Origin of the sequence: Rickettsia finnyi (genome assembly GCF_049668125.1) — a bacterium.
Lineage (GTDB): Bacteria > Pseudomonadota > Alphaproteobacteria > Rickettsiales > Rickettsiaceae > Rickettsia > Rickettsia kotlanii.
In genome coordinates this window covers 322378-337131 of sequence record NZ_CP187160.1, presented here as the reverse complement: position 1 = coordinate 337131, position 14754 = coordinate 322378, and the positions used below count along the sequence as shown (strand labels likewise).

Here is a 14754-nt window from a genome sequence, read left to right as displayed (position 1 = left end):
TGCTGTACTCTAATAATATATATTGGGAGTTCTGAAAACTATACTAAATTCTCTGATGTCATGCCATTGATCCATAGGTGTTGTTACATGACTCCTGTTATGTCATTCCTGCAAAAGCAGGAATCCAGTACTTGTATCTGTCACCCCGTGGCTTGACCACGGGGTGACACAGTGGATTTTACTGATCCACGCAACAATACCAACAAAGGTAGATAATGAGAAGTATGAGAGATATTACTAAGATAAAGCTGTAACTATTTAGCTATAGGTAAACTATTTTCTGCGTGATTTTCTTCAATTTCATTAATCTTAGAAACTAAATCAGATTTCTTTTTTGAGGAAAGGTTAGCAAGTACTATTGCATTTATTAAAAATAATGTTGTAAGTATTATAGTGCTTTTAGTAAGAAAATTACCGACTGTTTTAGCACTGACTACTCCCATATTATTACCGCCACTTATACTACTAATTCCATCCGATCCGCTACGCTGCATCAGAATAACTATAATTAGCAATATTGCAATAGTAATATGTACAAAAAGAAGAACGTCTATCATATAATAAAATAATCGTTACCGTATTTTAAATGTAAATCATACATTAGTTTTATATCATTTGCAACTTAGCTTTATAAAATATAACATAATACTATAATAGTATCTGACAGACACTAGACTAAAATTAGCATATGAGTTTTTTAAGAAAGGTTAAAAACTCACAAAGCTTAGGATGTGTGGTGGTGCTACTAGGGAGAATCGAACCCCCGACCTCTTCATTACCAATGAAGTGCTCTACCCCTGAGCTATAGTAGCAAGATTATTTCCATTTTTGCCACATATTTGTCATTAAATCAAGAAAAATTTTGGAAATTCGTTTACTATTTACAAAAAAGCTCTTATTCGAGCTCTTTATTCGCTCCACTTATATGTAACCCATCATAAGATGCTACTGTAGTTTCATTAGCATGCATCCCAAATTCTTTCTGTAAATAATCACTTAAAATCTTTAGTGTTTTTTCTTTGGTTTTGCATGCTAATATCATTTTATTATCTTGTACTAACTTGTGTAATTGGGTATCTCTTCTGCAGTAACAAGCCTCATTTCCAAACAACCGTTTTCTTCTTGTTGTAGAAGGTCAGCCGTTACACTCGTAGTAACTCTATGACATCATGTACCGAATAAGTCTAGATCTATCCTTGAAATTACTTCGTCACTAGTTACTTCTTTTAAAGTTCTGGAATGATTGATGTTATCCTCAGAAATACTGGCAAAAACTAATCCCTTTTCAGTTATTATATGTTCACAAGCATCGCCATAATAATAACTCTTAGGTTTAAAGACTACAATTTTGTTATTAAATTCAACTAGGTTTGCAGATTTTGTAATTTTTTTCATATTTTATCTAAACTTCTATTTTTGTAAAAAGATAAGGCAATCAATGCAAAAATACAGCTTAATATGACATAATAAACTGCTGAGGTTACATGCCCTGTTTTGTGTACTAAATATTCAAAGACAAAAGGTGTAGTACCACCAAAAATACTTGTAGCAGTGTTATATGAAATAGAGAGAGCAGTGTTACGTATATTTGTAGGATACAATTCTGCTTGTAATGCCGGTTCAGGACCGATATAGCTAGCAGCAAGTATAGCAAGTATCAATTGTGAGATAATTACACTTGTGAAGGCCCCATTCTCAAAATTATTAAATAAAAACGGCGTTGTTACAATAATTATTATCAGATTAATTACAAAAATTTTCCTGCGACCTATAATATCGGATAGATAACCGCTTAATAAAGTTACGGCTATCATAATCATGTAACACACGCTAGCAAGGCTATTTACCTCATTTTCAGTAAAGTTGCAGCTGATTTTTAAAAACGATACCAAGTAAATTGTAGTTAGATAGAATATTATCGAACCGGGAGCATTGATAAAAATCGAGATTAATATATCAAACCAATAATTGGTAATGACTTTTTTTAACGGTGATCGTAAAATCTTTTTCTGCTCTTTTATATTTTTAAAATTCGGTGTTTCGTGTGTATTTTTTTTAATATAAAATGCTGCAAAAAGAATAAAAAAACCAAGTAAAAAAGGTATTCTCCAGCCAAAACTATCAAATTGTGAAGCTGTTAGGATATTCTTAACGATATAAGAAACAACAGAACCAAACAATAAACCGGAGCATATACTAGACATTGGAATACTACCGGTGAAGCCTTGGTGTTTATGGCTAGTATGCTCAATAATAAAGGAAATAGAGCCGGTCAAAGCTCCTCCCATTGATAATCCTTGTAGAATTCGTACACAAATCATTAATATAGTCGCAGTTATACCGATAGTATGGTAAGTTGGTAATATTCCTATCAATACGGTTGGGGCAGACATGCAAAATAACGCACTAGTTAAGGCTACTTTGCGTCCAAATCTATCACCAATAACACCAAAAAATATGCCGCCCAACGGTCTTGCCAAATAACCTATAGCAAATACTAAAAAAGCTTGCAGTAAAGAAGTATTAGCATCATCATTTGGAAAAAATTTTGTTCCTATTATGGGTGCAAAATAACCGAATAATACATAATCATACCATTCAAAAGTGTTAGCGATACCGCTTGAAAATACTAGTTTACTGTGATTCATGTTTTCTATTCATAGCTTTTTTTTCGGAATATATTATAAATAAGGTGGTAGGAATTATTATTACTGCTCCATGAAGTGTGCTTTTATCAGGAAATTCGTTAAATATGAAATATGCCGCTATTGTCGAAATCACCAGCTCTAAATATCTATAAGGAGCGGTAGCGGTTGCATCTACCATGGAAAAAGCTTTAAGTAGGAAGAATAATATTAAGCTTCCGCTACTACCGAGTACAAACAATAAAGCTAATTCAAAACTACTAGGAATTAGCCAATACTGCAATGCTACAGGTAACGACACTATAGCAGTTACTATTGCCGAATAAAATAGCATGCTAATCATCGATTCTTTTATTACGAATTTTTTATTAATAATATCAAGCATAGCAAATGAAATAGCCGCTAATACAAAATACAAAATTTCTGGGTTAAAATCCTCGGCATGCGGTTTTAGCGTAACAACAAGTCCTATAAATCCTACTACGGTAACTACCCATCTTGGCCAAATAATATTTTCGTTCAGAAAAAATACGGCAAGTATTAAAGTAAATAAAGGAATAGAAAAACTTACGACTGTTGCAGTAGTAACAGGAGCTATGGCAAGACCGTAAGTCCAAGAAGTCATACCGAAAAATAATAATAACCCTCTTAATATATGTACAAAAGGACGACTTGTTTTTAAAGTATTTTTACCATAATAAACAACAAAAGGTAGTAAAACTATGCTACTGAAAAAGAAGCGGAAAAAAGCTACTTCAAAGCTATGTAAACGAGTCCCAAGATATTTAGACATTACATCATTGGCACTACTACTTACTAAACTAAGTAAAAACCAACCTATACCGGTTAAATATGTTTTTAATGCATCATTCATTAATATGCTCCAATTATTTCTATAATTTTACTTAAATGTCTTGACTTTTAGCATAAAAGAATTCTATCTTTTATGACAATGGTATAAATATATAAAAATTTTATATAATAATACGGTAATCAATTTTAAGCAAGTAAAGGTTATAATTATATGTTAAGAATAGTGAAAAAATTAGGGATAATTTTGTTTGTATCCAGCATAAGTATTAATAGTTTTGCTAAAAGCATGCATGAGGATGTAGACTCTGCTCCTGACTATGATAGTACACCGTATTACGAAAACGAAGGCAGTTTAGTTTTCAAGATGCGTCTAGGAGGTGTTGTTTCAAGTGCTAAGCAAAAAGGATTACCTACTCCTACCTCTCCTCAACCTGTTTCAGTAGGAGAAGTTGCAAAAAACGGTTATGGAGGTGATGCGTCCACTACTATATTCTTTAATAATTATTTAGCTACTGAATTATCACTTGGCTTTAATGTTTTACGCACTAAATATACATCCCTTGCCGCCGTTGCGCATAATTATGGCATTGATAATGTCAAACTAGGAAAAAACAAACCTATTTATATGATTCCTGCAACAGTTACCGGACAATTTCATATAGCTCCTTACGGTGGAATAAGACCATATATAGGTATAGGTTATCACGGTTCTTATATGCTTACGCAAGCTACCGGTCTTAAAATTAGAAACGGACACGGTGCCGTAGGACAAATAGGTGTAGATTTTTATGCTAAAGATGATACTTTAATCAATATTGACGTAAGACAATTTTTCTTAAATCCTAAACTTGAGTATAAACCGAATTTAGTAGGGAATAAAACTGTGACCTCTAAAGTTAAACTTAATCCTTTAATGGTTTCTATAGGTATAGGATTTACTTTTTAGCCTTGTTGCATGGTTCTTGAAGCGTATTTGTCATCCCGCGACTTGATCGCGGGATCCAGTTTTTTTATTTTATTGGTCATGCGGGATGACACTAAATAGCTAATAATATAAACATACATTCACCTATGTCCCTACAAATTATCCAGTTATTATACTTAGTTGCGGCTGTTTGCTTTATTCTATCACTCAAATTCTTATCCTCACAGAAACAAGCACGTTTAGGCAGTACCATAGGTATTTTGGGGATGGCGATAGCAGTCGTCGTTACTTTTTTCCTACCGGATTTTACTCATAAATTACCCATTATAGCAACCATATTATTAGGTGCTGTAATCGGCGGGATTATCGCACTTAAAATCTCCATGACGGCAATGCCTCAATTAGTAGCGGGATTTCACTCTTTTGTCGGTCTTGCTGCGGTATTTGTAGCTTATGCTACAGTACTTGCTCCTGAAAATTTTTCTATAGGAATAGCAGGAAGTTTACCGATTAATGCATTAATAGAAATATCAGTAGGCATCTCTATCGGTGCTTTAACTTTTAGCGGTTCGATTATAGCTTTTCTAAAACTACAAGGCTTAATGAAAAGTAGCCCGTTAAAATTCTACAGTCAGCAATATATATGCTTATTAACGGCAATAATATTGGTTATTCTAATAATATCGTTTATTCGTTCAGAGAATATATTTTTATTTCATCTAATAGTCTTTTTATCACTGTTAATCGGAGTATTACTAATAATACCGGTAGGCAGTGCAGATATGCCTGTTATAGTCTCAATGCTAAATTCTTATTCAGGTTTTGCGGCAGCAGGTATAGGCTTTACGCTTAGCAATAGCCTACTTATTATTACTGGAGCATTAGTCGGTAGTAGCGGAGCTATACTTAGCTATATAATGTGCAAAGCGATGAATCGCTCATTAATTAAGGTTATTTTTGGGGCCTTTTTGCCTGCACCTACTGGAATTAACAAGGATATAGACGACGATAAAATAGCAAAAACAAGCTGCCCTGAAGATGCGGCACATTTACTACTTAATACATCATCGGTGATAATTGTTCCCGGTTACGGTATGGCAGTAGCCCAGTCTCAGCATATCATAAAAGAAATGGTTGATATATTAGAACGTTCAGATATTAATGTACGTTTTGCCGTACATCCGGTAGCAGGTAGAATGCCGGGGCATATGAATGTTTTACTTGCAGAAGCTAATATAGATTATGAGAAAGTACTTGAGCTTGAAGAAATTAATAGAGATTTCGCTACCACTGACATAGTGCTTGTGATTGGGGCAAATGACGTAACTAATCCTGCTGCTAAAAATGATCCGAACAGTCCAATTTACGGTATGCCGGTACTCGATGTCGAAAAAGCACGTATGATTTTGTTTATTAAACGCTCTATGGCATCAGGATATGCAGGTATAAAAAATGAGCTATTTTATCACGATAATACTTTTATGTTATTCGGCGATGCTAAGAAAGTAGTTGAGGAGATAGTTAAGTTTCTAAATGCAGATTGACTTAAATAACTCTATTTGTTATAATTTCTTAAATTAAGCCAAAAAACAATTATCATGAATTCGCAAAAAATATTACCGCTTCTGCCAAAAGCCACGGCTATGTGGTTAATTGAAAATACTTCTTTAACTTTTAAACAAATTGCCAATTTTTGCGGTATTCATGAATTTGAAATAAAAGGTATGGCGGACGGTGAAGTAGCACAATCTATAAAAGGTCTAAATCCAATTGCAAACGGTCAGTTAACTTTAGAGGAAATTGAGCGTTGCAGTAAAGATCCTAATGCTAATTTACAAATTTCACATAGCCATGCTGACGAATTGATGAAAAATCAGAAAAAACAGCGTGCTAAATACACTCCTATAGCAAGACGTCAAGATAAACCGGATGCTATATATTGGTTATTGTCTAATTATCCAAACATCCAAGACCATCAAATAATTAAATTAATAGGTACTACTAAAATTACTATAGATGCTATTAGAACCCGTAGCCATTGGAATATGAATTCTATTCGTCCTCGTGATCCCGTATTACTGGGGATCTGTAGTCAAACAGACCTGAATAAAATAGTAGAAAGCCTAAAGCCTCCACAAAATCCTATAAAAGAATCATAAAATTATATTAACTGCTATCCTGCGAAAAGCTTGCTTACGTAAAGTATTTTTTGATTGTTCTCCCTCCTTGATTAGCGTTATTGCGTGGCTCGTTTATGTCATTCCTGTATAGTCAGAACATTGCTGGATGGACCAAATCCACTGTATCACCCCGTGGCTTGACCTACGGGGTCCATAAAAAAATCTAAAATACTAATAATATGAGTATTTTAAGCTAGATTCCGTGGTCAAGCCACGGAATGACAACGGATACGTTTTTCAATCCACACTGACAATACCTTTCTCACAAACAGATTTTTTTATGGATTAGAAAAGTGATTATTGCCTAATAAATCGTTTATCGCTAGGTAAAGTATAACTTTTATCGGTAGAACGATAGGGACAAATATCAATTCCTCCACGCCTAGTATATACTATATAAATAGAAAGAAAATCAGGACTTATAGCGTTTTTAATATCTGTAAAAATACGCTCAGCACACTGCTCTGCAAACTCATTATAATTTCTAAAAGATATTAAATATTTCAGAAAAGAATCATGTTTTAACTTTTTTCCTTTATATTTTATAACGATTGTACCCCAATCCGGTTGACCGGTTATTAGGCAATTTGATTTGAGTAAATTAGAATTAATCTCTTCTTCTACCAAAACATCTTCATACTCAATTAAACTATTATCGGGTGCACCGTAATTATTGCATACTATATCTAAATCATCGATATTTTTACCGCTTGGAACACCAAATTCTACTTTTGTATTTATAGGAAATATACGTCCTGTTACTTTAGCGTGTGTAACATTACTTAGATCCTGCAAGATAATTCTTTCTAGTTCTTTTACTGATTCAACAACAAAGTTATTAAAAGAATTTAGATATAATTTAAATGATTTTGATTCTACTATATTTTCAGAATCCGTCGGTATATAAAAAGTGCCTACTCCAACCCATGGCTTACTGTTCATATTAAGACAAGATAGTTCATATGTATTCCAAACATCTACACCGTAAAACGGAAGATTATTACTATTTATTCCAAGTGCGTTTCGATGATTTATACGTGGAATTTTAAATAATAAAGTCACATCATAACTATCTTTATAAGTACTTTTTTTACCAAGTAAAGAAGTAGATAAAGGCATTAATTATGCTCCTTGTACTAAAATTTCTTTTTGTTGTAACTCATCATATTCTTTTAGCATATAACCACGCCCCCATACTGTGTCGATATAATCTCTACCGCCGGCAGCATCACTTAACTTTTTACGAAGTTTACAAATAAATACGTCAATAATTTTCATTTCCGGTTCATCAACACTACTATATAAATGATTTAAGAACATTTCTTTAGTTAAGATAGTTCCTCTTCGGAGTATTAATAGCTCTAAAATAGCATATTCTTTGTTCGTCAAATGTACTTTTTTGCCGTCAACTTCTACACTTCTAGTATCTAGGTTTATGCTAACCTTATCAAACCTAAATACTGATGCTGCATGACCTTTAGAACGTCTAACTATAGCTTTAATTCTAGCAATTAATTCCTCTCTTACAAACGGCTTGGTTAGATAATCATCGGCTCCGGAAGAGAAACCAGTAATCTTTTGATACGTATCAGTTAAGCTAGATAAAATTAAGATTGGGGTTTTTATTTTTGCAGCACGCAATCTTAGTAATATCTCAAAACCACTAATATCCGGTAACATAAGGTCTAAGATTACTAGATCATAACCACCAACTTTACCAAGTCTTAAACCTTCTACACCAACTGAAGCTTTATCGCAAACTATCCCTTCTGAAGCTAAAGTTAGCTCAATTAAGTTAGCCATTTCCGGCTCACCTTCAATTAACAAAACTCTCATTATTTTTCTCCATAAAATTCAATTTTTATATTGTGCTATAATTTACAGTTAATTATTGTTAACTAAACTATAATTTTTTATCTAGTGCTTTATACATTCATTAATAACATAAGTAAAGAATATTTAATCAAATTGATAAAATCTTTACTATTAAGCTCTATCTGTAATTTAAAAACCATGGCATTTAAAATGAAATTTATTAAATAATTTTCTTAGTTTTGATGCTCCGATATTTTCTTATGATATAAGGCACCAAAATCTATAGGATCAATCATTAAAGGCTGGAATCCTGCATCTTGAGTACAGCTAGCTATAATTTTTCTAGCAAATGGAAATATCATTGCCGGACAATGAACGGATAATAAAACCGGATGTTGTTCAGAATCAATATTAATTAAATTAAATACTCCAGCATATTTTAATTCTATTTGAAATAATTTATATTTCTCATTTCTTGCAATTGCCTCGATATTTAACTCTACTTCATAGAAATTTTCTTCCGATAAATTAGTAATATTTATATCTAAAGATAGATCAATTTGAGGGCGTTGATCCAAAGCCGCAAGAGAAGACGGGGCAGAAGGGTTCTCAAGAGATAAATCTTTTATATATTGTGCATTAACGGAAATATGCGGCATTGTCTCATTAGTATTGGTGTTTATTGTACTCATAAAAATCCTTATTAAAAATTTAATATAATTTTCTACATAAAAAAGTTATGTTAGCGGTAAAGTTATGCCTACTTGTTTCATATATTTTCCTTGGCGATCGGCATATGAAGTATCACAAATTTGATCACTCTTTAAAAATAAAAACTGACAAGCTCCTTCATTTGCATATATTTTAGCAGGTAATGGAGTAGTATTAGAAAACTCTAAAGTTACATGTCCTTCCCACTCCGGTTCTAAAGGAGTCACATTTACTATTATACCGCATCTTGCATAAGTGGACTTGCCGACACAAATAACTAATATATCACGCGGTATTTTAAAATATTCTATAGTTCTGCCAAGGGCAAAGCTATTAGGTGGGATAATACACACATCTACTTCTCTATCAACTAAATTATATTCACTGAAATTTTTTGGATCAACCGTAGTAGCATTTATATTGGTGAATATTTTAAATTCATTAGATACTCTAGCATCATAGCCGTAAGAAGATAAGCCGTAAGAAATAATCTTTTCGTTATTATGCACTCTTACCTGCTTTTCCGCAAAGGGCCTTATCATACTTTGATTTATAACAGCTTCTTTTATCCACTTATCTGACATTATAGCCATAATCAAAACTTGATTTAATTAATAAACTAATAATTATAACTCATAATTATTTACAATACAAAATTTTTCTTTAAAACTATAAGTCTAATACTACTTGAATAATGATAGTGATAATAATACAACATTATATACTTGAAATTAAATTATTACAAATTAAAATAGTTTTTTATTGTCAATTCTGAAAAGTATTATTATAATTATAGTATAGTTGATTTATATTTATACTAAATTTATTTTGTATTAGTAAATTTTATTTAAGTTGATAGGAGCTTTATTAAAGTGAAAAAATTATTATTAGCTACAAGTATTATTTGCCTTGCATCGGCTGGTCTTGCCGAAGAAAATCTAACACCTATTATTTCTAATTCTGATACTGAAATAAAATTAGAAGGATTCTATTTATTTGAAAGCGGTTATATTAAACAGGATCATTTAATTTTATTTGATAAAAATGTAACTGATAACAGGAAAAAGCTAGGGTTTTACACAGAAGCAGCGTTTGCAGCCACTATTGCTAAAACTATCAATGATGTAATAGCAGGTGCTAAAATAGTGCTTCAGCCTACTACAAAAGCAAAAACCTCTACAAGTTATAATGGATCACATATCTTTATTGAAACTAGTTACGGTAAAGTAGAACTCGGCTCTCCTGCTGACGCAAGCTCTAAGTTGCGTATTACTGGTAATCAAGTAACTGCAGGCACCGGAGGATGGTCTAGATATGCTCTACTTGACGGTCAATATATGCGATATAACGGTTTAAAACCGGATTTTGATACTAATGCTAGCTTTTATCTTGCGTCATACTCTAATTCTTTTAATCAAATCAATGATAAAGCTGAGAGAGCTAGAAGATTGAATTTTTTCACGCCTAAAATGAAAGGCTTCCAAGCCGGAGTTTCTTATACTCCCGATACTGCTAATACAGGTGGTAATAGAGATATAAATAATTTAACGCTTAAAAGCTCATGCAGAAACGGAGTTAGTGTTTCTAAAACTGGAATAAAGACGATTAAATTCGAGAATAACGAAACCATGACTATTAATCAGAATATTAGGGATGCTTTTTCTGCCGGCTTAACTTATGAACATGAAATTAGCGAAGATGCAGACTTAAAATTATCTGTCACCGGAGAATACGGTAAACCTGCTCGTCGTCTTATTCATGCTAAAATGGATGGGACTACAATTCAAGTGCTTAATACCTATAAGCTTTCTAATTTAAAAGCATATAATCTTGGAGCTGTATTTACTTACGGTAATTTCTCTTGTGGTGCTTCTTACGGTAATTTAGGTAAAAGCTTAACCGCTAAGGAATATTATAAAGTCGGTCGTGATACCTATTATTACAATGGAGCAGTTGCTTATGGACAAGGACCTATAAAAACAAGTCTTGAATATCTTAAAACTTCAAGATATAAAAACACCGTTGATGCTGTAAGCCTCGCTACTGAATATAAGATCATGCCTGGTTTATTACCATATGCTGAAATTTCTCATTTCCAAGCTAAAGGTAAACCTGTATATTACCCTGAAGCACTTAGTAAAACAACACGAGGTACTGTTGGTCTTATAGGTACAAAACTTAAGTTTTAATTATTTACAAATTAATTGCCATCACTATTATAATCAAGGCTTAGAGCAATCTTATACCTTGATTATTCCATTTTTTTTAATTGAACTATCAATAAACTTTACGTCGTTGTAATAATCTTGTTTTCTCTTCTGTTAAATCTTTAAACCATTTTTTAGCTTACAGCTCTCTAATTCTTGTCAAATTATGCTTAGCTTTTGTACTTCAAGTATCGGCGAACCTTGAAAAATTTATGCTATACTGCCTTTTGATTAAATAAAATTATATATTTTACTTTTTTTATTTTTAGATATTGATTTTCTCTGATTACCATATATTGCGACGTAACCATAATATATGGTAATTATGTGATATATGATTTTTATTATTTTAAAACAGGAGTAACACAATCATGCTCAATTTACAAGCTCAGGATATTCCTTTGTAAATGGATTAAACGCAGTTACAAGATATGCAACCGCTTCTAAATTATTATTTAAAGATGCATATAATTTTGTAGTTCCAACTTAAAAAAATATTTACAATATTACATGCTTTAAATATTCAGGAAGTCTATACAAAAGACGGGAATTTTGAGGCAGCATTGAAGTTTTTTAATATGCAACAGGATAACTAAAGATATGTAACTCAGAACATCGAAAACCAGCATCAGAGGACAATGAAAATCTTTTCTCTCCTATATTAAATGTATTTAAAAACATGATGGAAACCATTATAGATAAATATATTACTGCAATCCCTCATTTAATGAGGATAGGTTTTACCTTAAAAAAATTTCAAGCCCCAACCACGTTATAAGCAAATTTGATGCAATAAAGATACCAGCACTTATGGCTGCTACTATCGAAAAACCTTTAATAGATACAATTAGAGAGGATTGTTCTACTATAATTCAATTTTTCAAAGATAGTAATACGCTATTAACTGGTGTTTATAACCTTTTCGGTAATAATAATGAAGATTTTACATATTATCAATTAGAGGAAGGTTATCAGGATGATCAGGTTGATGTTATAGGAGTAGGAGATAGTAATATCTATTAATTTAAATAGGTAATATGAGTTTAAAAGCCTATAAAAACTTTTAATAATAGAACGGTACAAGCGAATTTATAAATAATTCGCTTGTATCAAACCATATAAAATATGCTATTTTTTTGTATATACTCAATCTTTATTATAATTATGATGAAAATCTATTATTTTTTGGGAAGCCCATAGGAGGTAATTTACCGATACTACCTCTTTTGCCTAAAAATGCAACAATGTTTTTCTCAAGTTTTACTTTTCCATTGTTATTCCAACCTAAGCCGTCTTCTTTATTGAATATTTTAATATCGAGAAGCTTAGCATTCTTAAATTTTTGCAGTGTTACACCTTGCCCTTTTTTCATTTCAGGTATTTCATCTATATTAAATACCAGTAATTTACGACTTTCACCGATACAAGCAATACTATCCCCGTTTACAGGCAAACAAGCTATACATACATGACCATCCGGTACATTCATAATTTGCTTTCCTGTTTTTGTTTGAGCCATTACTTCATTTGAATTAACTAAAAACCCCTTACCTACACTACTTGCAAGTAATAAAAGCTGATCAGGTTTATAGACCAAAATATTCGTAATATCGTTATTACCTATATCCACAAGTAGCTTTATAGATTCCCCTGTTCCTTTACCTTTGGAAATATTATCGGCAAGCAAAGTAAAAAATCTGCCTTCTGAACTAACTATTAATATTTTATCAGTCGTGTAAGCTTCTAAAATAAATTTTTCTGCATCACCTTCTTTATATTTGATAGTCGATAAATCGGTGTTATGACCTTTTAACGAACGCACCCACCCCATTTTTGAGCAGATAATAGTAATTGGCTCTTTAGTAATGAAAGCTGTTATATCAACTACTTGATTCGTAAGCGTTACTTCCTCAAAGCTTGTACGCCTTGCTCCTATTACCGTATTTAATCCAAATTTCGTTTGTACTGTTTTGATTTCTTTTTTAACTATTTCCCATAGTTCTTTAGGATTATTTAGAATTTCTTCTAATATAGCTTGTTGCTTCTGCAAATTACTATGCTCATTAATAATTTCCTGCTCTTCAAGCTTGCGAAGCGAGCGAAGACGGGTATTTAATATCGCTTCGACTTGTATTTCGGTTAGTTTAAACCGCTCCATCATTATCGCTTTTGGCTCATCTTCTTCACGAATAATTTTAATTATCTCATCAAGCTTTAGATAAGCTATCCTAAGCCCTTTTAGAATTTCTAAACGATGCTTGATTTTGTTTAAAAGATAAGTTGATCTGCGAGTAACAATATTTTGTCTATGATCTAGAAACTCTTGTAAAATCTCTAAAATATTCATTACTCTCGGCACGTTATTACTGCCGATCACATTCATATTTAACTGAATGCGGCTTTCTAAATTCGTTAGCTTGAATAGAGATTCCATAACTATTTGCGGATCACATCCCCGATCTCTCGGTTCTATAACCAACCTTATAATGTCTGTTGATTCATCTCTAATATTGCTAACAAGGGGAATTTTTTTATCCTTTAGTAATATTGCTATTTGTTCTATAAGTTTTGATTTCTGAACCTGATAAGGTATCTCGGTTACGACTATCTGATATGTACCGTAACTTAGCTCCTCTTTTTCCCATCTGCTTCTCACTCTCAGACTACCACGTCCAGTAATATATGCAGCATTAATAACTTCAGCTTTATCAATAATTATGCCGCCGGTTGGGAAATCAGGACCTTTGATAAAATTCATTATATCGTTAATTTCAGCTTTCGGATGGTCGATTAAATGTATTAGAGCATCACAAAGCTCATGTAAATTATGCGGCGGTATATTGGTTGCCATACCGACTGCTATCCCTTCAGAACCATTAGCTAGTAAATTCGGAAAACTTGCCGGCATTATTACCGGTTCTAAATCGGAATCATCATAAGTAGGGCGAAAATCTACCGTATGTTTATCGATGTCCTCCATTAATAACATACATATGTCTGTCATACGTGATTCGGTATAACGCATAGCTGCTGCATTATCACCGTCGATAGAGCCGAAATTACCCTGCCCATCAATTAAAGGATAACGCAACGAAAAATGCTGAGCAAGGCGTACCAAGGTATCATACACTGCCACATCACCGTGTGGGTGATATTTACCTATTACGTCACCGACCACCCTTGCACATTTCTTATAGCCAGCATTCGGCTCAAGCCTTAACTGTAGCATTGCGTATAATAACCTACGATGTACAGGCTTGAGTCCATCACGTACGTCAGGAAGCGAACGTGACATAATTGTTGATAACGCATAAGCAAGATAACGCTCTGATAATGCATTACCAAAGTCAATATTTTCTATTTTAGCTTCTTTCATAAGTTATTTAGTTTTTATTTCGTCATTGCGAGCAGTTATTGTTGCTTGGTTCTCTATGTCATTCCTGCGAAAGCAGGAATCC

The 14754-nt window shown here is 32.7% G+C and carries 14 protein-coding genes, 1 tRNA gene and 1 pseudogene; 5 read left to right on the top strand and 11 right to left on the bottom strand.

Annotated elements, in window-relative coordinates:
- Positions 1–254 precede the first annotated feature (254 nt).
- From secG to ACPKKV_RS01950, 6 genes and pseudogenes are all read right to left on the bottom strand, one after another.
- Entirely contained in the window at positions 255–557 is a 303-nt protein-coding gene (secG, locus tag ACPKKV_RS01975; protein ID WP_392505941.1) for a preprotein translocase subunit SecG, read from the bottom strand.
- 180 nt (positions 558–737) lie between these two features.
- Positions 738–812 (bottom strand) — tRNA-Thr (locus tag ACPKKV_RS01970).
- An 83-nt stretch (positions 813–895) separates the two neighbouring features.
- Positions 896–1107, bottom strand: a pseudogene (locus ACPKKV_RS01965) (hypothetical protein).
- A gap of 60 nt (positions 1108–1167) precedes the next feature.
- Positions 1168–1395 (bottom strand): hypothetical protein, encoded by a 228-nt coding sequence (locus ACPKKV_RS01960; RefSeq protein WP_392505940.1) that lies wholly within the window; start codon positions 1393–1395, stop codon positions 1168–1170.
- A complete protein-coding gene (locus ACPKKV_RS01955; RefSeq protein WP_392505939.1) occupies positions 1392–2648 on the bottom strand; it encodes an MFS transporter in 1257 nt (418 codons plus the stop codon). Before ACPKKV_RS01955 ends, ACPKKV_RS01960 begins: the two co-directional genes overlap by 4 nt.
- Positions 2635–3519 (bottom strand): DMT family transporter, encoded by an 885-nt coding sequence (locus ACPKKV_RS01950; protein WP_392505938.1) that lies wholly within the window; start codon positions 3517–3519, stop codon positions 2635–2637. Before ACPKKV_RS01950 ends, ACPKKV_RS01955 begins: the two co-directional genes overlap by 14 nt.
- Before the next feature lie 150 nt (positions 3520–3669).
- Here ACPKKV_RS01950 and ACPKKV_RS01945 point away from each other — a divergent pair, with 150 nt between their 5' ends.
- The 3 genes from ACPKKV_RS01945 to ACPKKV_RS01935 all read left to right on the top strand — a co-directional run bounded on the left by ACPKKV_RS01945 (position 3670) and on the right by ACPKKV_RS01935 (position 6542).
- Positions 3670–4404 carry an OmpW family outer membrane protein gene (locus ACPKKV_RS01945; RefSeq protein WP_392505937.1) on the top strand — a complete coding sequence of 245 codons (735 nt, stop codon included), beginning with the start codon at positions 3670–3672 and terminating at the stop codon, positions 4402–4404.
- A 125-nt stretch (positions 4405–4529) separates the two neighbouring features.
- Entirely contained in the window at positions 4530–5927 is a 1398-nt protein-coding gene (locus ACPKKV_RS01940) for an NAD(P)(+) transhydrogenase (Re/Si-specific) subunit beta (RefSeq protein WP_392505935.1), read from the top strand.
- Positions 5928–5981: 54 nt separating this feature from the next.
- The gene (locus ACPKKV_RS01935; RefSeq protein ID WP_392505933.1) at positions 5982–6542 is read left to right on the top strand and encodes a cell cycle transcriptional regulator TrcR; all 561 of its coding nucleotides are present in this window, start codon (positions 5982–5984) and stop codon (positions 6540–6542) included.
- Between the two features lie 318 nt (positions 6543–6860).
- On the opposite strand, the gene queF is transcribed toward ACPKKV_RS01935, so the two are convergent.
- From queF to dcd, 4 genes are all read right to left on the bottom strand, one after another.
- On the bottom strand, positions 6861–7682 hold the full coding sequence (queF, locus tag ACPKKV_RS01930; protein ID WP_392505932.1) for an NADPH-dependent 7-cyano-7-deazaguanine reductase QueF: 822 nt from the start codon (positions 7680–7682) through the stop codon (positions 6861–6863).
- 3 nt (positions 7683–7685) lie between these two features.
- Positions 7686–8399: a response regulator transcription factor CtrA gene (gene ctrA, locus ACPKKV_RS01925; protein ID WP_392505931.1), complete on the bottom strand. Its 714-nt coding sequence runs from the start codon at positions 8397–8399 to the stop codon at positions 7686–7688.
- Between the two features lie 212 nt (positions 8400–8611).
- The gene (gene secB, locus ACPKKV_RS01920) at positions 8612–9070 is read right to left on the bottom strand and encodes a protein-export chaperone SecB (RefSeq protein WP_392505930.1); all 459 of its coding nucleotides are present in this window, start codon (positions 9068–9070) and stop codon (positions 8612–8614) included.
- A gap of 45 nt (positions 9071–9115) precedes the next feature.
- The gene (gene dcd / locus ACPKKV_RS01915; protein ID WP_392505929.1) at positions 9116–9682 is read right to left on the bottom strand and encodes a dCTP deaminase; all 567 of its coding nucleotides are present in this window, start codon (positions 9680–9682) and stop codon (positions 9116–9118) included.
- A 279-nt stretch (positions 9683–9961) separates the two neighbouring features.
- Between dcd and ACPKKV_RS01910 the strand changes: the two genes are divergently transcribed.
- A complete protein-coding gene (locus ACPKKV_RS01910; protein WP_392505928.1) occupies positions 9962–11278 on the top strand; it encodes a porin in 1317 nt (438 codons plus the stop codon).
- An 828-nt stretch (positions 11279–12106) separates the two neighbouring features.
- Entirely contained in the window at positions 12107–12319 is a 213-nt protein-coding gene (locus ACPKKV_RS01905) for a hypothetical protein (protein ID WP_392505927.1), read from the top strand.
- 139 nt (positions 12320–12458) lie between these two features.
- Here the strand turns inward: ACPKKV_RS01905 and parC are convergent, their stop codons facing one another.
- Entirely contained in the window at positions 12459–14672 is a 2214-nt protein-coding gene (gene parC / locus ACPKKV_RS01900) for a DNA topoisomerase IV subunit A (RefSeq protein WP_392505926.1), read from the bottom strand.
- Between the last annotated feature and the right edge of the window lie 82 nt (positions 14673–14754).